The organism is Stenotrophomonas sp. 2694, assembly GCF_040548715.1.
In the GTDB taxonomy this organism is placed as follows: domain Bacteria; phylum Pseudomonadota; class Gammaproteobacteria; order Xanthomonadales; family Xanthomonadaceae; genus Stenotrophomonas; species Stenotrophomonas indicatrix.
On sequence record NZ_JBEPSG010000002.1, the window covers coordinates 95,063 to 115,453 of the forward strand.

Sequence of the window (20,391 nt, forward strand, 5' to 3'; positions counted from 1 at the left end):
TAGAGGCCCTCATCTTTATGGATGGGGGCCTTTTTCGTTAACAACATTAGTTTCTGGCAGAATCCCGCCGTGATCTGGACTTCTACCTACGGCCAGGTATTGATAGATGACTGGCTACACACCTTAGCGAATGAGATTTGAGAACGGAGAGCAGCACTCGGTACTCCGGGGGCCCAGTGGCCTTCCTGTGCATGAAGTGACGCTCTACCTGGCAAGTTCAGGACGAAGGGACTCGCGGCGAACACAATCCACTTTGCTTGATCGGTGTGCCAGCGCGATCTGAGTGGAGATGGAGTCATGGGTGGGTTGTCAGGAAGCTGGATTGTGCACCGGACGCCATGTGCCGAGGAGCTGCATCGAACGGGCAGACGTCTGCTCGAGTCCATCGCTGGCCGAGGAGGCAATCATCAGCATCAGCCCGTTTCGACTGTGGATCTGTGCATGGTCTTGGCTGGTCTTGATGACGGCGTGCGAAGGAAGGGCATAAGCCTAGCGAGCTGGCGCGGGGGCTGTCGCAGATCCTGCGGACACGTTCACCGCAGCCCTATGCCCAATTGCGCCGTTCTTCCCCAAAGCGTATGTTGTTGCACAAAATATGTCATTAGCTTGCTTTAGGATTTTCCGATCCTCGGCAATATCGGGGGAAGATGTTCGTTCCGCGCATTAAGGATTGATGTCGGATGCAGTCCTTTGGCCGGACTTGCCAGTTGTCTTTCACATGGAGTGTGTACCAATGGCATTTTCAATGCCCCTGCGCAGTCACAAGGCTGCTGCGATTCTCTACTTCTGCCTGGCATTAGGCGGTGCATCGACCGCAAGTGCAGCCACCTACTACGGTCCTCCCTACAAGGTTCAGTCGTTCCGCGGGGTTGGGTCGTTTGATAGCGTTGGTGCCGCGGTGAATTTCTTGGTAGGGAAAATCCAGGCTCCCTGCCAACAGGACCCGAAGTGCACCAAGCCGCCTGTTGTCACGGTTCGCTACGGAAACGACGGCTGGGCGGCGCGCATCTACGTGAATGGCAAGGCCAGCGACAGCGTTTTCGCCTCCGAGATCAGCATTGGGCAGCCCCAGAAGAACTTTGGGGGCTGCCAAAAGCGGTGCTCGGCCGGGCTTGGCTCAGCCACGGACGGAACAGGTGCCCGAGGCGCGAGGAACAGCGCTGCCGCAGCCAATGCCCGCGACCCAGGCAGTCCCTTCGAGGGCGACCCGATCAACACGGCGACCGGTAACTTCTACCGGCAGGAAACCGATTACGAGTCCCCTTCTGGACTGACGTTCCGTCGCTTCTACAACAGTTCCCCGCGTGCGCCAGGATCCTCCTTGGGGCCTCAGTGGCGTCACTTGTTCGATAGGCGCTTGGAGTTGTTCGAGTCTAATACCGGCGTGGCTGGCGAGCCCACCTACCTGAGGGCATTGCGGCCTGACGGCAGCTCGGAGTTGTTCACCAAGGTCAGCGGTGGATGGTCGTCGGATCCTGACGTGGCTGACGTGATGGTGGCCGGCCCAGATGGTGTGGGCTACGCGCTGCAGTTGGCCGCCAATCGCCAGACCGAAATCTATGACGCGGCAGGGCTTTTGAAAGAAGTCTTCGACTCCGCAGGCAAAAAGCTGCTGTCCCTTCAGCATTCAGACGCCGCCACGCCGTCGGAAATTGCACCGGCACCCGGATTGCTGCTAGCGGTAACCGACGAACGCGGTCGCACCATGGGTTTCTCCTATGACGCCGCTTCTCGCCTGAGCAAGGTGACATTGCCGGATGGTGCGTCCCAGACATTCAGCTACACCACGGCAGGGCAGCTTGCATCGGTTGCTTATCCGGATGGCACGAGCAATGGCTATGTCTACAACGAGCCGGCCAACAGCCCAACCGTGGCCGGCACGTCGTTCCTTACGGGTATCGTGGACGAGAAGGGCGTCCGCTACGAGACGGTCAAGTACAACGCAGGCAACCGCGCCTACTACGCCGAATTCGCTGGTGGGGTAGACGCGACCACCATTGACTACGCCGCCTACATCATGAAAGGCGTCATGCCGGTTACGGTCAAGGGGCCGCTGGGCGCAACGTCAAACTATGGCTTTGTGGACACTGGGAAAGGGCGGATCATGCCGTCAGGCGGTTCTGCGGCGTGCGGCACCCAGTGCAATCAACCCTACAAGGCCATGACCTATGACGCGAACGGCTACCCGGCGTCGGTCAAGGACTTCAAGGGAATCACTACAAGGACGACTTACACGGCAGACGGGCTGCTGGCCGAACAGGTTGACGCCGCCGATACCCCGCAGCAGCGCACCACGACGACCACGTGGGACGGCGCACTGCGTTTGCCCCTGAGCCGGGTGGTCAAAAACTCTGCGGGCGTCGCCGTTTCCAGCAGTTCATGGAAGTACAACGCGTTGGGCCTGGAGGTCGCGCGGTGCGAGGTGGATCCTGCCATTCCGGCTGCGGTCGGGTATGCGTGCGGAGCTGCGACCAATGCACCCGCTGGGGTTCGTCAATGGACCGCCGCCTACTGCTCGGCGGTGGATGCCACCCAATGCCCGCAAATCGGTCTTGTCCTTGCAGAAGACGGGCCTCGGACCGACGTTCAGGACGTTACCAGGTACAGCTACTACCTGGCCGCAGATGAGTCGGGTTGCGGAGTTCTAGGGGGTTCCTGCCACCGTGCTGGTGACCTTCAGTCCGAGACCAATGCTGTAGGTCAAGTGACGACACGGCTGGCCTACGACCGCAACGGACGTGTCACGCGCGTTCGGGACACGACGGGCACAATCCATGATTTTGGCTATTCCAGTCGAGGCAAGCTCACCTCGATAACCGAGCGGAACAGCGTGGACGGAGCTGCGTCTACCAGCGATCGAGTGACCACCTTGTCCTACGATCCGACAGGCAACGTCACATCGATTGTTGACCCCGATGGAGTATCCCTCAGCTACACCTACGATGATGCGCACCGTCTCGTTCAGATCAATGACGGGGCCGGGAACAACATCCGCTATACCCTCGATGTGGCAGGCAATCGCACCAAAGAGGAGGTGTTCGACGCAGGTGGTGGACTGAAGCGTTCGCTCTCTCGCGTTTACAACAAGCTGGGGCAGCTGGTGTCTCAGAAGACGGCAGCGGGGAATTCAACCGACTTTACATATGACCTGGCGAACAACGTCCAGCTCATCACGGATGCCCTGAAGCGCAAGACGCAGTTTGACTACGATCCCTATGGAAGGCCCAGCAGGGTGCTTCAGGACGTTTCCGGGTTGGCGGTCGAGACGCGATACGAGTATGACGCAGAGGGCAGGACCACCACGGTTATTGATCCCAAGGGCTTGGCGACTACCTACGGCTACTCGGGGCTTGGTGATGTGTTGAGCCGCCAGAGCCCCGACACGGGCGCGACCACTGCCAGCTATAACAGTGCAGGGCAGCAGACGAAGCAGGTTGACGCCAATGGCACGGCTAGCAGCTACACATACGATGCCCTGGGGCGCGTGGTGCGCAAGGTTTATGGGGACCAGGCAATTGTTGCGTCATACGTGTATGACCAAGTCGAGAACATCTGCTCACTTGGTGAGTCGTTTGCAATCGGGCGGCTCTCATCCATGCAGGATGACGGCGCTAAAACCCAGTATTGCTACGATCGCTCCGGCAATGTGACGCGCAAGGTGCAGACGTCATCGGGGCAGAGTGTAGGCGTCAGCTATGCCTATACCAATGCTGGCCGACTTCGTTCTGTCACCTATCCTGACGGAACGGTGGCGGACTACAATCGAGATGCAGCCGGCACGATCACCGAGATCGGCGCGACTCGACCGGGTGCTGCTCGTGTCGTGTTGCTTTCCAGTGCAAAGCGCCATCCCTTCGGCCCCTCTGCGGGCTGGGTTTACGGCAACGGGCGTACGCTGTCGCGAGACGTCGACCAGGACTACCGTCCGTCGGCGTTGAACGGCAGTGGCTCGGGTGCGCTGAATGCAGCCTTCTCGTTCAGTGCGGTGGGCGAGTTGACCCGCCTCACCGCCGGCGGGACTGGGGCAACGTCCGTATCGCTGACCTACGACGCCTTGAGCCGATTGACTGCTTTCAAGGATGCGGCGACTGGCTCGATCATCGACAGCTACTCCTACGACGCCACCGGCAATCGCACGTCTGCGAAGGTCAATGGAGCTGACCAAGCGTACGTCTATCCGTCAGACAGTCACCGCCTGCAAAGCGTTGCGGGCGTGTCGCGTGCCTACGATACGGCCGGCAACACGCTTTCGATCCAAGGCGTGGAGCGCGAGTTTGCTTACAACGCAATGGGGCGCTTGAGTGCGGTGAAGCGAAACGGCACGGTTGCTGCGGAATACCATTACAACGATCTTGGCCAGCAGATTTCCCGGACGGCCGGAGGTGCTTCGGCCCTGAATCTCTACGACGAGCGCGGGCAATGGTTGGGGGAGTACGACCAGAAGGGTGTTGCGCGTCAGCAGGTAGTCTGGTTGGACGACATGCCCGTCGGATTGCTGAAAGGCAGCGCCCTCTACTACGTCCAGCCGGATCATCTGGGCGCCGCTCGTGTTGTCATTGACTCAGCCCGTGACGTGGCGGTTTGGAGTTGGGATCTGAAGGGGGAAGCGTTCGGTGCGACGGCACCAAACGAGGATCCGGACCAGGACGGCACGCTGTTTGAGTTCGCGATGCGCTTCCCTGGGCAGCGATACGACGCTGAGAGCGGCCTTCACTACAACGTTCAGCGTGACTACGATCCCGCCAGTGGCCGCTTCGTGACGTCAGACCCGCTCGGATTGCAGGGGGGGATCAGCACCTACGGCTACGTGAATGGCAACCCGCTTGCATCAGTTGACCCCGATGGGATGCAGGCAATTCCCTTGCTGCCCCCGCCCCCCGTAGTCACGGGCGCCCCGGGTGCGGTTGGTGCGTACAATGGGGGCGACCTCAGTGATCCGAACGGCAACTGGGACTTCGGTCCAAAGATCAACGCCGATAGCCTTAGGAATGCGCTTAAGGCGGGTGAGATGTTGGGAGTTGGGCCGAATGGTATTCTGAATCCGCATAGCCCAGCGTCGCAGATGGCTGTTGCATTGATCAAATCTGCGTGTGCCGACGGGGATGACGACGACTTCGTTGCTGACTGCCAAAGCCATATCCAAGGCTGTAAGACTACCTGCACGCGCGCCAAGGGTGATTTCAATCAGCCGGGTGTCTGGGGTGGGAATTTGGCACGATGTATGCTCGGGTGTGTTCCCTATCGGTGTCAGAAGTTAATGAAGCAGAGCGACCTTGATGGATATTGATGAAATTACCAGTATGCTTGAGGCGGGTGACGACAATGGCGCGCGTCACCACCTTTTGGATCTTGTAAAGCGCGATCCCGCTTGTGAGGTCGCGTGGTTGTTTCTTGTTGGGATTGGTTTTCGGAGCGATGATGCGGAGTTGTCCCTCTGGGCGCTTCGTGCGCTTCAGAAGCTTCGTCCTCGCGATGTGTTGGTCGCGTCTGGACTCGTGGACTGCCTGCTTCGGCTGGAACGATATGAGGAGGCTAAGGAGGTCATTCATGCCTTCTCCAAGATTGCTTGTCCTGGTATACCCGCCCATGACACAGTCCTCGAAGAGCATCGCAGGGCCCTTCAGTTCATCAACGATAGCGTTGAGGCTGCAGGTGACGAAGACGAATAGCTGACGCGTTCGCTAATCGCGAAGCCTTGGCTTGATCGATTACTTTCGCTCGACGTCACGAGCTCTACGCCTTGATGAGGTTGCTCTCCCCAGCCGTGCGTGGCTGGCAGCGTTGTCTTCGATGAATTTCTCAAGCTTTTGCGCGAGAACATTGTTTTTGATTCGCCCCAAGGCAGGCGTTGCCTTGGTTTGGATGATGCGGACGGCGAAGTTCTTGGGCCTGGATGAAGTAAAGGAATGGCTTGAAGGTGGGGATATCCCTGGCGCGCGCGCCTGCCGGGCCGTGTCGATGCTCTTGACTGACGGGTGCACCTGACGAGTGCGGATGTTTACGTTCGAACAGGCTCAATCGAACAGAACGCCTACCTTGCTTGACCAGCGAGGATTTGTTTACACGTTTGGTAGTCACAACCGTTCTGATCGAACGCTCGTTCGCAGCAGAAAAGAAAGCCCCGCTCATGCGGGGCTTTCTTTTCTGCGATTCCTGCGGAGTTGTGCTTCGCAGCATTGATTTTCGTGCACCGCGACTTGCAAACAGACAATTTCCTCCCCTATGGTGCAATCGATTGCATTGCCGTGAATCGTTTCGTTTGATACCGGTTGGGAGGCCGGCAGGTGGATGTCCATCCATTCGATCAGACCGGCCCCGGGCCTCACGCGGCGCGATGCGCTGCGCATGGCGGCCGCTGCGAGCCTTGGCTTGGGGGCGGCGGGCGTTCTGCCTGCGTTTGCCGCCGCGGCGCCGCTCAAGGGCAACCTGAAGCACGCCGTGGCCCGCTGGACCTTCCCGCAGCTGTCGGTCGCCCAGCTCTGCGCGACGGTGAAGGACATCGGTTTTGCCGCGATCGACCTGGTCGGCCCGGAAGACTGGCCCACCCTGAAGGCCCATGGCGTATACAGCTCGATGTGCAACGGCGCGGAGCTGGGCCTTACCAAAGGCTTTGCCGGCCGTGAGTTCCACGATCAGCTGGTGGAGCGCTACACGGGGCATATCGACCTGGTGGCCGATGCCGGTTACCGCAACCTCATCTGCTTTTCCGGCAACCGCAACGGGATGGACCCGCAGGAGGGCATGGCCAATGCCGAGGCCGGCCTCAAGCGCATCCTCGGGCATGCCGAGAAACGTGGCGTGGTGCTGGTGATGGAGCTGCTGAACTCCAGGGTCGATCATCGCGACTACCTGTGCGACCACTCCGCCTGGGGCGTGGAGCTGTGCCAGCGGCTCGGCTCGGACAACTTCGGCCTGCTGTACGACATCTATCACATGCAGATCATGGAGGGCGACATCATCGCCACCATCGGCAGGCATCACGCCTGTTTCAAGCATTACCACACCGCGGGCGTGCCGGGCCGGCACGAGATCGGGGACCAGCAGGAACTCAATTACCCCGCCATCTGTCGCGCGATCCGCGACACCGGTTTCGATGGGTATCTGGCGCAGGAATTCATGCCTGCGGCACCGGATCCCGTCGGTTCGCTGCGCGAGGCCATCCGCCTCTGCGACGTCTGAAACGATATCCACCAGGTGAGAGATCCATGGCAGACAATCATTACGACGCCATTGTTGTTGGCTCGGGAATCAGTGGCGGTTGGGCGGCGAAGGAACTGACCGAGAAGGGCCTGAGGGTCCTGATGCTGGAACGCGGACGCAACATCGAGCACGTCAAGGACTACGTCAACGCGATGAAGGAGCCGTGGGATTTCCCGCATCGCAACCGGCCTACACAGGCGATGAAGGCCGCCTTCCCGGTGCTGATGCGCGACTACGCGCTGGCCGAGAACCTGGAGGGCATGTGGGCCGACGAACAGGAATCGCCGTACATCGAGACCAAACGGTTCGACTGGTTCCGCGGCTACCATGTCGGCGGGCGTTCGCTGATGTGGGGCCGTCAGAGCTATCGCTTCTCCGACCTGGATTTTGAGGCGAACCTGAAGGACGGCATCGCCACCGACTGGCCGATCCGCTACGCCGACATCGCACCCTGGTACGACCATGTGGAAAAGTTCGCCGGCATCGCCGGTACGCGCGAAGGGCTGGACGTGCTGCCGGACGGCGAGTTCCTGCCGCCGATCCCATTGAACATCGTCGAGAAGGACGTGGCCGCGCGGATCAGGAAGGCCTTCGGCGGAACCCGGCACATGATCCACTCGCGCACGGCGAACATCACCAAGCCGATGCCCGAGCAGGGCCGCGTCAACTGCCAGTATCGCAACAAGTGCATCCTCGGCTGTCCCTTCGGTGCCTATTTCTCGACCCAGGCGGCGACACTGCCAGCGGCGATGAAGACCGGCAACCTGACCTTGCGGCCGTTCTCCATCGTCAAGGAAGTGCTTTACGACAAGGACCGCAAGCGAGCGCGGGGCGTGGAGATCATTGACGCAGAGACCGGCCAGACCTACCAGTACACGGCCAAGGTCATCTTCCTCAACGCCTCCTCCTTCAATTCGACCTGGCTGCTGATGAACTCGGCCACCGATGTGTGGGAGGGTGGGCTGGGCTCATCGTCGGGTGAGCTGGGACACAACGTGATGGACCATCATTTCGGCGCGGGTGCCTCCGGCCGGGTCGAAGGCTTCGAGGACAAGTACTACTTCGGCCGTCGTCCCTGCGGCTTCTACATTCCACGCTTCCGCAACGTGGCCGCTGACAAGCGCGGCTACCTGCGCGGCTTCGGCTACCAGGGCGGTGCCAGTCGCACGGGGTGGTCGCGCGAGATCGCCGAGCTGAACATCGGTGCCGACCTGAAGGAGGCGCTGACCGTGCCCGGTGACTGGCGCATCGGCATGACCGGCTTCGGCGAAATGCTGCCGCACCACGACAACACGATCCGCCTGGACCGGGACCGCAAGGACAAGTGGGGTCTGCCGGTGCTGGCGATGGATGTATCCATGCGCGCCAACGAACTGGCCATGCGCAAGGACATGGCCGCCGATGCCGCCGAGATGCTCGAGGCCGCCGGCGTCAAGGACGTGGAGATGCACGACAACGACTACGCCCCGGGCAAGGGCATCCATGAGATGGGGACCGCGCGCATGGGCCGTGACCGCAGGACGTCCGTGCTGAACCAGCACAACCAGGTCTGGGATGCGCCCAACGTCTATGTGACCGACGGTGCCTGCATGACCTCCAGCGCGTGCGTGAATCCTTCGTTGACCTACATGGCACTGACCGCGCGGGCTGCTGACCATGCCGTGCGCGAACTGAAAGCGGGGAACCTCTGATGGACCGCCGCGAACTGCTGAAGATGATCGTCGCCGCCACCGGCGCGGCGATGATCGGCCTGCCTGCGCTCGGTCAGGCACAGGCTCCCGCCGCAGGGGCGAAGACGCGCTTCTCCGACGCGGAGGTCGGCACGCTGGACGAGATCGCCGAGACCATCCTGCCGCGGACGAAAACGCCGGGGGCGAAAGACGCAGGCGCCGGTGCGTTCATGGCGACGTTCGTCAGCGACTGCTACACCGCCCGACAGCAGGCGACATTCCGCGCTGGCCTGGCCGATATCGACAAACGCGCCGGCGGCCGCTTCGTTTCACTTGCGCCGCAGGCCCGCACTGAACTGCTGCGCGCGCTGGATGCAGAGGCCAGGAAGCACGCGGTCGAGGTGACCGAAACCGGCACCGCCGAGGCAGGAGAACCGATGCCGCATTACTTCACGATGTTCAAGCAGCTCACCATCTTCGGTTTCTTTACCTCCAAGGTTGGCGCGACCGAAGTGCTGCGTTACGTCGCCGTGCCGGGCCGCTACGACGGCGACCTGGCCTATGTTCCCGGCACGCCCGCATGGGGGACCAGCTGATGGATCACGCCATGAAGATCGCGCCGCTATTGATCGCCGCCGGCGTGCTCGCCGCGGCACCGGCGTTCGCGCAGGCCAACACCGAGCCCACGCGCGACCCGGCAAAGACCGAGGTGTGGACGCCCGTGCCTGCAACCGTGGCCACGCCGCCGGGCAAGGCGCCGTCCGACGCCATCGTGCTGTTCGATGGCAAGGATGCCTCCGCCTGGGAGTCGGAGCAGGGTGGGCGTGTGCCCTGGACCGTCGCCGACGGCGCCATGACCATCGTGCCGGGCAGCAAGGGCATCCGCACCAAGCAGCGCTTCTGCGACATCCAGCTGCATGTCGAGTGGCGCACACCTGTCGAGACCAAGGGTTTCGACGGCCAGAACCGGGGCAACAGCGGCATCTTCCTGCAGGAACTCTATGAGCTGCAGGTGCTGGACAGCTACAACAACCCGACCTATGCCAACGGCCAGGCCGGCTCCATCTACAAGCAGGCCATGCCGCTGGTGAACGCCTCGCGCGCACCGGGGCAGTGGCAGGCCTACGACATCCTCTGGAAGGCACCGCGCTTCTCGCCGGGCGGCGGGCTCATCTCGCCCGCGCGCATCACCGTGCTGCACAACGGCGTGCTGGTGCAGGACGACACCGTGCTGGCGGGCAGGACCGAGTACATCGGCCCGCCCTCGTATTCACCGCATGCGTGCGCGCCGCTCTACCTGCAGGAACATGATTCCAAGGTCAGCTACCGCAATATCTGGGTGCGCGAGCTGTAACGCTGGCGGCCTATTTCGCCAGATAGCTGGTGATGTCGTCGATCTCCTGTTGCGACAGCTGGGAGAACGGCGGCATCAGTCCGCCGCCCTTCCTGATCTTGTCCTTGATCTGCGCGGCATCCAGGCGCTTGCCGATGTCGGTGAGCGCGGGGAATGCGCCCGGCATGCCGGCGCGATCGGCACCATGGCAGGCCGTGCAGTTCGCTGTGTAGAGCTTTGCGCCGGCTGCAGGGTCGTCCTTGGACCATGCCGTGGTTGCCAGCATCGCCGCACAGAGAATCACAGCCACTTTCAGCATCGTTTTCAATCAGGACTCCTTCGCGTACTAGCGCTGCGCGCTGGCTGGCAGGCGGGGGGACAGGTGTTCACGCAGGTAGTCCGCGCCGGTCTGGATGACCTTGGCCGGATCGCGTGGCTGGTCGTGCTCGAGGATGTACCAGTGCACGCCGGCCGCTGCGGCGGCTGGCAGGATCGCGCGCCAGTCCAGCACACCCTGGCCGACGGCCGCGAAGCCGCCCTCGTCTTCGGCCTGGCCCTTGGCTGCATTGTCCTTGGCGTGTACCGCGAACAGGTGGCCGCGGAACTTGCCGAGCATCACCGCCGGGTCCAGGCCCGCACGCGCGACCCAGGCCAGGTCCAGCTCGGTCTGCAGGTCCGGCCCGGCCGCTGCGAACAGCAGTTCCAGGCCGGTCCGGCCATTGAAGTCGACCAGTTCGAAGTCATGGTTGTGGTAGGCCAGGCGCATGCCCTTGGCCCGTACCTGCTTGGCGATCGCGCCCAGTTCCTTGCCCAGCGCGGTCCAGCCTGCGGCATCGGTCGGCCGATCCTTCGCGTCCAGGTAAGGCACCACCAGGGTGGTGTTGCCGATCGACCGGTTGAAGGCCACCACGCCGTCCAGGTCCTTGCGCAGCTCGGCCAGTTGCACGTGGGAGGAAATCGCCCTGATCGAATACCGGTCCAGCAACTGCTTGAGTTCGGCCGCGCTGACGCCCTGCGTGCCCACCGTTTCCACCGCATCCACGCCGGCGTCGTGGACGATCTTCAACTGCTGGTCGAGCGGGCCGGCGTTGCGCAGTGTGTACATCTGCACGGCGATGGGCTTGTGCGGGCTGGCGGCTTCGTGTGCCAGGACGGGCAGGGCAGCGAACAGCAGCAGGGCGAGGGTGGCAGTTCTGCGGGCAGGCGTGTTCATCATGAGATGCTCCCGGGGTTCAACCGATGGCGGTCCAGGCACGGGTCCTGGCCGAGGTGATGACGCGGTCGACGATCAGCGCCGAGCGCACGCCGTCTTCGAAGGTGGGCAGGCCATCCGGTCGCTCGCCTTCGATGGCGCGGTAGGTGTCGGCGACGAATGCCTCGAAGCAGTGGCCGTAGCCCTGCGCGTGCCCGGCCGGCAACAGCGATAGCCGGCGCTGTTCGGCACTGCCGGCGCCCGGCCCGCGCACGAAGACTTCCTCGCGCTGGTCGGGCTTGCCGATCCACAGCCGCTCGGCATCTTCCTGGTTGAACGCCACACTGGCCCTGGCACCATCAATCTCGAACCAGAGACGGTTGTGGCGTCCGGCCGATACCTGGCTGACCGTCAACGATGCCAGCGTCCCGGCGCCGGTACGGAACATCGCTGCGGCCACGTCCTCGCTGGTGACCGCCTGCATCGCGCCACCGGCCGCTGCTGTGGTGAAGCTCTGCCCGGTGTCGGTGCTGCGTTCGGCGATCACCGTGTCGAACGCCGCGCTGACCTCGGTGAAGCGCTCGCCGCTGACCCATTCCACCAGGTCACACCAGTGCGAGCCGATGTCGGCGAACACGCGCGAGGCGCCGCCCAGCGCCGGGTCCACGCGCCAGTTGTTGCTGGCCGGGTCCAGCAGCCAGTCCTGCAGGTAGCTGCCGTGGATGAGGTGCAACGGCCCCAGTTCGCCATGGGCGATGCGTGCGCGCGCCTCGCGGACCACCGGGTGATAGCGGTAGACGAAGGGCACCGTGGCGACCAGCGCGTTGGCGGTAGCCAACGCCGCCAGCGCCCGGGCGTCCTCCAGCGTGGTGGCCAGCGGCTTCTCGCAGACCACGTGCTTGCCGGCTTCCAGTGCGGCCTGTGCCATGGGGCGGTGCAGGTGGTTGGGCGTGCATACGTGCACGACCTGCACCTGTGGATCGGCGACCACCTCCTCGATGTCCCGATAGGCACGCGGGACACCCCACGCCTGCGCCACATCGCGTGCGCGCTGCGGAGAAGAGGCGGCCACGCCACGGATGTCGGCACCCGCCAGCAGCGCCGCGCGACGGTGCACGGCACCGATCATTCCTGTGCCGACGATGGCGATTCCAGGCTTTGGCATCAGGTAGGGTCCTCAGGGCGTGGAAGGTGCGGCCGCAACCACGGGCCGGTCGCGGAAAAGCAGCAGGAAGGCGATCAGCACAAGCAGCGCGACCCCTGCCGGGAACAGCCAGATCTGCTGCCAGTCCGGACCGGCTGCAGTGGTGAAGTGCTCCACCACCGCGCCGGACAGGAACGTACCGATCAGCATGCCCACGCCATACGTGGCCAGGGTGATGAATCCCTGCGCGCTGCTGCGCGCGGCCGGGCCGGCGTGCGCATCGGTGTAGATCTGGCCGGTGACGAAGAAGAAGTCGTAGCAGATGCCGTGCAGCACGATGCCGATCACCAGCAGCGAGAAGCCGCCGCCCGCATCGCCAAAGGCGAACATGACGTAACGCACGACCCATGCGGCCATGCCCACCGCCAGCATCGTCTTCACCCCCAGGCGCACGAACAGGAACGGCATGGCCAGCATCAGCAGGACTTCGGAGACCTGTCCCAGCGACTGCAGGCCCGCCGCGCCGCGCACGCCCAGATCGTTGAGATACGGGTTGGTGAAGTTGTAGTAGAACGCCAGCGGGATGCAGATCGCGATGGACGCAAGGAAGAACACCAGGTAGGAGCGTGACTTCAGCAGGCGCAGCGAATCCAGCCCCAGGATCTGTCCCAGGCCGGCGTCGCGCTGCCGTGCCAGCGGCGGGGTGTGCGGCAGGGTGAACGCATACAGGCCCAGCGCCAGCGACGCCATCGCCGCCATCCGGAAGGTCAGCTCGAGCCGATGCGCCTGTTCCCAGCCCAGCCAGCCGATCAGCACGCCTGCCACGATCCAGCCGACGCTGCCGGCCACCCGCACCAGCGGGAACTGTTTCTCGGGCGACTGCATGTGCCGCATCGCCACGCTGTTGGCCAGTGCCAGCGTCGGCATGAACAGCAGCATGTAGCCCATGACGCAGGCGGAGAACATGCTGAAGCTGGTTGCGGTGGACGCCAGCCACATCAGCACTGCGCCAGCCAGGTGCAGGACCGCAAGGATGCGCTGCGCCGCGAAGTAGCGGTCAGCGATCAAACCGACCAGGAAAGGCGCGACGATGGCACCGATGGACTGGCTGAGGAAGGCCGTCGCCACCTGGCTTGCGCTGGCCTGCAGCGGGCCCTGCACCAGATAGGTTCCCAGGGTGACGAACCATGCCCCCCAGATGAAGAACTGCAGAAACATCATCGCGCCCAAGCGCGACATGGTGTGCGTCATGGCTTGCCCTCCCAGGCAGTGATGTCTCAGATCCCGAGCATGCGGCGCAGTGATCCGGGATCGGTGCCGCTGTCGGCAAAGTCGTCGAAGGCGCGTTCGGTCACGCGGATGATGTGGTCGCGGATGAAGGCGGCTCCTTCCCGTGCACCGTCTTCCGGGTGCTTCAGGCAGCACTCCCATTCCAGCACTGCCCAGCCGGGAAAGTCGTACTGGGCGAATTTCGAGAAGATCGCCTTGAAGTCGATCTGCCCATCGCCGAGTGATCGGAATCGGCCCGGACGATCGATCCAGTCCTGGTAGCCGCCATACACGCCACTGCTGGCACTGGGGTGATATTCCGCGTCCTTGACGTGGAAGATGCCGATGCGATCGTGGTAACGGTCGATGAAGCCGAGGTAGTCCATCTGCTGCAGCAGCAGGTGGCTGGGGTCGTACAGGATTTTCGCGCGGGGATGGTGGTCCACCACGTCGAGGAAGCGCTCGAAGGTCGCGCCGTCATGCAGGTCCTCGCCGGGATGGATCTCGAAGCACAGGTCCACGCCGCAGGCGTCAAAGGCATCCAGGATCGGGCGCCAGCGTCGGCCGAGTTCGGCGAAGGCTTCGTCCACCAGCCCGGGTGGCCGCTGCGGCCAGGGATAGAAGTAAGGCCAGGCCAGTGCGCCGGAGAATGTGGCATGCGCGGTCAGCCCCAGGCGTTGGCTGGCCTTGGCGGCCAGCAGCAGCTGCTCCACCGCCCAGGCCTGGCGGGCGGCCGGATCGCCACGCTTGTCCGGCGGCGCGAATCCGTCGAACAGGCTGTCATAGGCCGGATGGACGGCAACCAGCTGCCCCTGCAGGTGGGTGGACAGCTCGGTGATCTGCAGGCCATGTCCGCCCAGCATGCCGCTGACATCGTCGCAGTACGCCTGGCTGCGCGCCGCCTCGGCCAGATCGAACAGGTGGGGCGCGCTGGTCGGCACTTGTACGCCAGAATAGCCCAGCCCCGCGGCCCATCCGGCCAGCGTGTCCAGCCGATCAAAGGGAGGTGTGTCGCCGATGAACTGCGCCAGGAACAGCGCTGGACCCTTGAGCGTCTTCACGTTGATTCGCCCTCGATGCAATCGATTGCATTATCCTAGCAGGGGCATTCGAAAGACCCGTTGTGCACTGCACAGCGAAAGGAAGAGGTAGCGCCATGGCCACCATCTACGACATCGCAAGGCACGTCGGCGTCTCCGCAGGCACGGTGTCGCGAGCGCTTTCCCGGCCGGACAAAGTGCTGCCGGCTACTCGCGCGCGCATCGAGCAGGCCGCTGCTGCGCTGGGCTACGTGCCCAACACGGTGGCCAGGACCCTCAAGACCCAGCGCAGCGGCAAGATCCTGGTCACCGTGCCGGACATCGCCAACCCGTTCTTCGCGCAGATCCTGCAGGGTGCGGAGGATGCGGCGCAGGCCGTTGGCTACGCCGTCCTGCTGGGCGACACCCAGAACCTGCCCGAGCGCGAGGAGCGCTATGCGCAGATGCTCCGGCGCAACGAGGCCGATGGTCTGATCGTGCTGGGGCATCGCCTGCCGCCGACGGCGCGCGAGATTGTCCAGCAACGAGGTACCGCTGCACCGGTGGTCAATGGCTGCGAGTTCGATCCCGCGCTGGGCATCCCCAGCGTCCACATCGACAACGCGGCCGCCGCGCGCGCTGTGATGGAGCACCTGTACGGACTGGGGCACGAGCGGATCGCTGTGGTGGGCGGACCGCCCGACAATCCCCTGCACACGCAACGGCTGGAAGGCGTGCGCGCCGCCGGCAGGGCGCGTGGCCGCCTGCGCCACCTCAGCGTCGTGCCGGGTGACTTTTCCGTGGAGTCCGGCCATGCGGCCGCGATGGCGCTGCTGCCGCCCGCAACCGCAACCACCGCGATCTTCTGCTTCAGCGACCAGATGGCGCTGGGTGCGTTGGCAGCCTGCCGGGATCTTGGCATCCGCGTGCCGGATGACGTCTCCATCGTCGGCTTCGACGACCTGGCGTCATCGCGTTACCTCACGCCTCCGTTGACGACCATCAGGCAACCGATGCGGGAGATCGGTGAGCGCGCGGTCAACCTGCTGCTCGCCATCATCGAACAGGTCGATGTACCGCTTCAGCAGACGCTGGATTTCAGCGTGATGCTGCGGGGTTCGACGGCCCCGCCCAAGGGTCGCTGAGGCAAGGGCAGGGCGGCGGGATGCCGCGCTTTGCCCGGCTCAGGGCTTGCCGCGCCTGGCGTCCACGCTGAAGCGGCCAGGCCCGCTGCAGGCCAGCAGCAGGAAGCCGCCGGCGATGGCCAGATTTTTCAGGAACATGATCTGCTGCACCGGGTCGGCGAGCTGGTGGTGGAAGATGAAGGCCGTGACCAGGCTGAAGGCGGCGAGCACCGCTGCCACTGCCCGGGTCTGGAAACCGAGCAGGATGCACAGGGCCGTGCCGATCTCGAACAGGATGGTCGGCCACAACAGGATGCCGGGAAGACCCATCGCGGCCATGTAGCCCTGTGTTGCCGCCGGGTCGGACAGCTTGCCCAGGCCCGATACCAGGAACAGCAGCATCAGCAACACGCGGGCGGCCAGCTTCGCAAGGGAGTGAAGTGATGTGTCCACGGCGACGTCCTCAGGGTGGGCAGGGCAGGGGATGATCAACAACCATGCAGGGCGGTATGCCCTTGCCCAACCGACCGGGCGCTGCAGCAGGAGCTCCTGTCCGGCCATCGAATCCCATCACGGGTGAAGTGGATGTTGAGAGCGATGGCGTCGGCAGCTTGGGCGACCTGCGCGGTGCGTCCTTGCCTCAGCGCCGCTCGTACCAGCCGCGTGATGCATTGACGATGCGCACCACCGACAGCATCACCGGCACTTCGATCAGCACGCCGACCACGGTCGCCAGTGCCGCGCCGGAATGCACGCCGAACAGGCCCACGGCGGTGGCCACGGCCAGTTCGAAGAAGTTGCTGGCGCCGATCAGCGCCGAGGGACCGGCCACGCAGTGGGCAACACCCAGGCGCCGGTTGAGCAGGTAGGCCAGCCCGGAGTTGAAGTAGACCTGGATCAGGATCGGCACCGCCAGGATGGCGATGACCAGCGGCTGCCGAACGATCTGCTCGCCCTGGAAGCCGAACAGCAGCACCAGCGTCAGCAGCAGGGCCAGCAGCGAGACCGGGCCCAGCGTCCGCAGCGCGGACTGCAGGCCAGCCTGGCCGCGACGGGCCAGCATCCAGCGCCGCAGCAGTGCGGCCACCAGCACCGGCGCGATGATGTACAGCGACACCGACAGCAGCAGCGTGTCCCATGGCACGCTGATTGCCGACAGGCCCAGCAGCAGCGCCACCACCGGTGCATAGGCCACCACCATGATCGCGTCGTTCAACGCCACCTGGCTGAGGGTGAAATTGGCATCGCCGCGGCACAGGTTGCTCCACACGAAGACCATCGCGGTGCAGGGCGCTGCTGCCAGCAGGATCAGCCCGGCGATGTAGCTGTCGATCTGCGCGGCAGGCAGCGCGTCGGCGAACACGTGGCGCAGGAAGAACCAACCCAGCAACGCCATCGAGAAAGGCTTGACTGCCCAGTTGATGAACAGCGTTATGCCGATGCCTTTCCAGTGCTGGCCGAGCTGGCGCATCGCACTGAAATCGACCCGCAGCAGCATCGGGATGATCATCAGCCAGATCAGCACCGCGATGGGCAGGTTGACCTTGGCCACCTCCGCCGCCGCCAGCGCAGCGAAAGGCTGCGGCAGCGCGTGGCCAAGCAGGGTGCCGGCCACGATGCACAGCGCCACCCACAGGGTCAGGTAACGCTCGAACAATCCCATCGGTGCTGGTGCGCTCACGCCTGGCCGTCCCCGGGCTGCACGAAGCCAATGCGATCCAGCGCATCTTTCAACGGCCCGCGGTCGGACCATGTGTCTGCGGGCAATGCCAGCAGGGCCAGCAACCGTGCCTTGACGATGGCGTGGGCCTGCGCGAACGCAGCCGCCTTGTCCTCCGCGCTGCCATCAACGGCGGCCGGATCAGGCAGGCCCCAGTGCGCGCGCACGAAATCGCCGAACACCACCGGGCATGCCTCGGCGGCCGCGGCATCGCAGACCGTGATCACCAGGTCCATCGGCGCGCCGCCGGCGAACTCGTCCCACGATTTGCTGCGCAGGCCTGCCGTTGCAATGCCCTCGGCCTGCAATTGCGCAAGTGCGAACGGATTGACCTCGCCGGTGGGCTGGCTGCCGGCGCTGAAGACCTCGAAGCGATGACCGGCCCACGCCCGCAGCGTGGCTTCGGCAAGGACGCTGCGGGCGGAATTGCCCGTGCACAGGAACAGGACGCGTTGGGTGGTCACGAAGCAGATCTCCGGTCAGCAGGCGCAATCAGGGGAGGTGGGGCTGCAGGCCGGATCGGGCGAGCCTGCGCAGCAGTTGTGGGTGAGGTAGTCGATCAGGCCGGTCATCGCGCTGAAGTTGGCGCGGTAGCAGACATTGCGGCCCTGGCTCTCGCTCTCGACCAGCCCGGCCTGCAGCAGCTCCTTCAGGTGGAAGCTGAGCGTGGCCGGCGGTACCTGCAGGGCGGCGGCGATGTCACCGGCCATGCGTCCGGACGGGCCGGCTTCGACCAGCAGCCGGAACGCGGCCAGGCGGGTGGCGTGGCCGAGGGCGGTAAGGGCGGTGATTGCATTCTTCGTTTCCATATTTCTAGAATAGTCGAATGAATGAATCCATCGCAAGCGCCACCCTTCCGAATCTGGTCGAAGCCTCGCTTCCCCAGCCCGACCCGACCCTGCTGGGCGCTGGCCGCGCACACCCGCCGCGGATCCTGCTGCTGTATGGCTCGCTGCGCCCGCAGTCGTTCAGCCGCAAGCTGGCGCTGGAGGCCGAGCGCCTGCTGCACCACCTCGGCTGCGAGACCCGGGTGTTCGATCCGCATGCGTTGCCCATGCTCGACAGCGTCGGCGCCGATCACCCTGAAGTGCAGCGCCTGCGCGCGTGGTCGCACTGGTCCGAAGGCCAGGTCTGGATCAGCCCGGAGCGCCACGGCACGGTCACCGGCGTGTTCAAGAACCAGATCGACTGGCTGCCGCTGGAAGACGGCAGCGTGCGCCCGACGCAGGGCAGGGCGCTGGCGGTGATGCAGGTCAGTGGCGGTTCGCAGTCGTTCAACACGGTCAACACGCTGCGCGTGCTGGGGCGGTGGATGCGCATGCTGACCATCCCCAACCAGTCTTCAGTGGCCAAGGCATGGCAGGAGTTCGACGAGAATGGGCGGATGAAACCCTCGGCGTACTACGACCGGGTGGTGGATGTGATGGAGGAACTGGTCAAGTTCACCCTGCTCACGCGGGATCGTGCGGACTACCTGGTGGATCGCTACAGCGAGCGCAAGGGAAATCAGGAGGCGGCCGCAATGGCGCGTGCGGCAGGGGCAGTGGCCGCACGTTGATGGCACGTTGATGGCACGCGGCGGCCGCAGGGACGCGCGCATGCGCGGGCGCATCACCTCAATCCACTACCATGGGCCACCCCACCAGGATGTGCCCCGATGTCCCTCGTCATCCCGACCCTGCCCAGGCCTCCCGCCGCACGCATCGCCGCCTGGCTGATGATGCTGCTGGGCATGTGGCTGGCACTGAAGCTTGGCCTGGTGGTGACCCTGCTGTCGGGGCTGCTGGTGTTCCAGCTGACCCATGTGCTGGCCTCCACCGTGGAAGGCAAGCTGCGTCCCGGCCGGGCGCGGGCGATCGCGGTGATCGTGCTGTCGGCGGTGATCATCAGCGTGCTGGTGCTGGCCGGTATCGGCGTGGCCTCGTTCTTCCGCAATGAGACCGGTGGCCCGGACGTGCTGCTGGCGCGGTTGATGGACATCCTCAACACCTCGCGCCACCAGGTGCCGGCCCTGCTGCAGCCCTACATTCCCGAGGATCTGACGGCGCTGCGCGCCGCCGTGAACGAATGGGCCGCCGAGCACCAGCGCCAGCTGGGCGTGGCCGGCACATCGGTGGTGCAGGTGGGCGTGCGGGTGCTGATCGGCATGGTGCTGGGTGCGATGATCGCGCTGTATGACGAACTGCCGCTGCCGAAGATGGGCCCGCTGGCGCAGGAACTGATCGGCCGCACCAGCCGCCTGGCCACGGCGTTCCGCCAGGTGGTGTTCGCGCAGGTGAAGATCTCGCTGCTCAACACCGTGTTCACCGCCATCTTCCTGCTGGGCGTGCTGCCGTTGTTCGGCGTGCACCTGCCGTTGTCGAAGACGCTGGTGCTGATCACCTTCCTGGCGGGCCTGCTGCCGGTGGTGGGCAACATCATCTCCAACACCATCATCGCCATCGTCGCGCTGTCGGTGTCGTTCTACGTGGCCGTGGCTGCGCTGCTGTACCTGGTGGTGATCCACAAGCTGGAGTACTTCCTCAACGCGCGCATCGTCGGCGGCGAGATCCAGGCGCGCGCCTGGGAGCTGCTGCTGGCCATGCTGGTGATGGAGGCGGCCTTCGGCCTGCCCGGGCTGGTAGCCGCGCCGGTGTTCTACGCCTACGTGAAGCGCGAACTGGTGGACCAGCGCTGGATCTGACCCGCCTTCACCCGGGCAGAGCGCTACACTGATCCGC

19 protein-coding genes are annotated in these 20,391 nt (G+C 64.3%); 9 read left to right on the forward strand and 10 right to left on the reverse strand.

From position 1 onward, the window contains the following. Positions 1-733: 733 nt before the first annotated feature. Together ABIA73_RS03200 and ABIA73_RS03205 are read left to right on the forward strand one after the other, a co-directional pair. The gene (locus ABIA73_RS03200) at positions 734-5,287 is read left to right on the forward strand and encodes an RHS repeat-associated core domain-containing protein (protein WP_354275423.1); all 4,554 of its coding nucleotides are present in this window, start codon (positions 734-736) and stop codon (positions 5,285-5,287) included. Further along, positions 5,277-5,669 carry a tetratricopeptide repeat protein gene (locus ABIA73_RS03205; RefSeq protein WP_025873945.1) on the forward strand — a complete coding sequence of 131 codons (393 nt, stop codon included), beginning with the start codon at positions 5,277-5,279 and terminating at the stop codon, positions 5,667-5,669. Before ABIA73_RS03200 ends, ABIA73_RS03205 begins: the two co-directional genes overlap by 11 nt. 130 nt (positions 5,670-5,799) lie before the next feature. On the opposite strand, the gene ABIA73_RS03210 is transcribed toward ABIA73_RS03205, so the two are convergent. Beyond that, entirely contained in the window at positions 5,800-6,129 is a 330-nt protein-coding gene (locus tag ABIA73_RS03210) for a hypothetical protein (protein ID WP_154879604.1), read from the reverse strand. Between the two features lie 159 nt (positions 6,130-6,288). Here ABIA73_RS03210 and ABIA73_RS03215 point away from each other — a divergent pair, with 159 nt between their 5' ends. The 4 genes from ABIA73_RS03215 to ABIA73_RS03230 are packed head-to-tail and all read left to right on the forward strand — an operon-like array spanning position 6,289 to position 10,224. Continuing rightward, positions 6,289-7,179 (forward strand): hydroxypyruvate isomerase family protein, encoded by an 891-nt coding sequence (locus tag ABIA73_RS03215; RefSeq protein ID WP_354275424.1) that lies wholly within the window; start codon positions 6,289-6,291, stop codon positions 7,177-7,179. 26 nt (positions 7,180-7,205) lie between these two features. After that, complete coding sequence (locus tag ABIA73_RS03220; RefSeq protein ID WP_354275425.1) at positions 7,206-8,891, forward strand: GMC oxidoreductase; 1,686 nt, start codon at positions 7,206-7,208, stop codon at positions 8,889-8,891. Continuing rightward, a complete protein-coding gene (locus tag ABIA73_RS03225; protein WP_033830572.1) occupies positions 8,891-9,466 on the forward strand; it encodes a gluconate 2-dehydrogenase subunit 3 family protein in 576 nt (191 codons plus the stop codon). Before ABIA73_RS03220 ends, ABIA73_RS03225 begins: the two co-directional genes overlap by 1 nt. Beyond that, the gene (locus tag ABIA73_RS03230) at positions 9,451-10,224 is read left to right on the forward strand and encodes a 3-keto-disaccharide hydrolase (RefSeq protein ID WP_354275426.1); all 774 of its coding nucleotides are present in this window, start codon (positions 9,451-9,453) and stop codon (positions 10,222-10,224) included. Before ABIA73_RS03225 ends, ABIA73_RS03230 begins: the two co-directional genes overlap by 16 nt. 10 nt (positions 10,225-10,234) lie before the next feature. Here ABIA73_RS03230 and ABIA73_RS03235 read toward each other — a convergent pair whose 3' ends face one another. Genes ABIA73_RS03235 through ABIA73_RS03255 form a run of 5 tightly spaced genes read right to left on the reverse strand, consistent with a single transcriptional unit; the run spans position 10,235 to position 14,869 of the window. After that, a complete protein-coding gene (locus ABIA73_RS03235; protein WP_032951568.1) occupies positions 10,235-10,522 on the reverse strand; it encodes a c-type cytochrome in 288 nt (95 codons plus the stop codon). A gap of 27 nt (positions 10,523-10,549) precedes the next feature. Then, positions 10,550-11,416, reverse strand: coding sequence for a sugar phosphate isomerase/epimerase family protein (locus ABIA73_RS03240; protein WP_354275427.1), 867 nt, complete (start codon positions 11,414-11,416; stop codon positions 10,550-10,552). Positions 11,417-11,435: 19 nt separating this feature from the next. Beyond that, positions 11,436-12,560, reverse strand: coding sequence for a Gfo/Idh/MocA family protein (locus ABIA73_RS03245; RefSeq protein WP_032975890.1), 1,125 nt, complete (start codon positions 12,558-12,560; stop codon positions 11,436-11,438). 12 nt (positions 12,561-12,572) lie between these two features. Next, positions 12,573-13,790, reverse strand: a complete 1,218-nt coding sequence (locus tag ABIA73_RS03250) for a nucleoside permease (protein WP_032975891.1) — start codon at positions 13,788-13,790, stop codon at positions 12,573-12,575. Between the two features lie 26 nt (positions 13,791-13,816). Next, entirely contained in the window at positions 13,817-14,869 is a 1,053-nt protein-coding gene (locus ABIA73_RS03255; RefSeq protein WP_301864214.1) for a sugar phosphate isomerase/epimerase family protein, read from the reverse strand. Positions 14,870-14,964: 95 nt separating this feature from the next. Here ABIA73_RS03255 and ABIA73_RS03260 point away from each other — a divergent pair, with 95 nt between their 5' ends. Next, complete coding sequence (locus ABIA73_RS03260) at positions 14,965-15,972, forward strand: LacI family DNA-binding transcriptional regulator (RefSeq protein ID WP_309909861.1); 1,008 nt, start codon at positions 14,965-14,967, stop codon at positions 15,970-15,972. A 39-nt stretch (positions 15,973-16,011) separates the two neighbouring features. Here the strand turns inward: ABIA73_RS03260 and ABIA73_RS03265 are convergent, their stop codons facing one another. From ABIA73_RS03265 to ABIA73_RS03280, 4 genes are all read right to left on the reverse strand, one after another. After that, positions 16,012-16,404 (reverse strand): DoxX family protein, encoded by a 393-nt coding sequence (locus tag ABIA73_RS03265; RefSeq protein ID WP_025873933.1) that lies wholly within the window; start codon positions 16,402-16,404, stop codon positions 16,012-16,014. A 187-nt stretch (positions 16,405-16,591) separates the two neighbouring features. Beyond that, on the reverse strand, positions 16,592-17,614 hold the full coding sequence (arsB, locus tag ABIA73_RS03270) for an ACR3 family arsenite efflux transporter (RefSeq protein WP_059063380.1): 1,023 nt from the start codon (positions 17,612-17,614) through the stop codon (positions 16,592-16,594). Positions 17,615-17,628: 14 nt separating this feature from the next. Beyond that, complete coding sequence (locus tag ABIA73_RS03275) at positions 17,629-18,135, reverse strand: arsenate reductase ArsC (protein WP_059063382.1); 507 nt, start codon at positions 18,133-18,135, stop codon at positions 17,629-17,631. A 15-nt stretch (positions 18,136-18,150) separates the two neighbouring features. Continuing rightward, entirely contained in the window at positions 18,151-18,480 is a 330-nt protein-coding gene (locus tag ABIA73_RS03280; protein WP_223482086.1) for an ArsR/SmtB family transcription factor, read from the reverse strand. A 17-nt stretch (positions 18,481-18,497) separates the two neighbouring features. Between ABIA73_RS03280 and arsH the strand changes: the two genes are divergently transcribed. Beyond that, on the forward strand, positions 18,498-19,229 hold the full coding sequence (arsH, locus tag ABIA73_RS03285) for an arsenical resistance protein ArsH (protein ID WP_354275428.1): 732 nt from the start codon (positions 18,498-18,500) through the stop codon (positions 19,227-19,229). A 159-nt stretch (positions 19,230-19,388) separates the two neighbouring features. After that, positions 19,389-20,354 (forward strand): AI-2E family transporter, encoded by a 966-nt coding sequence (locus ABIA73_RS03290; RefSeq protein WP_229655702.1) that lies wholly within the window; start codon positions 19,389-19,391, stop codon positions 20,352-20,354. Positions 20,355-20,391: the final 37 nt, after the last annotated feature.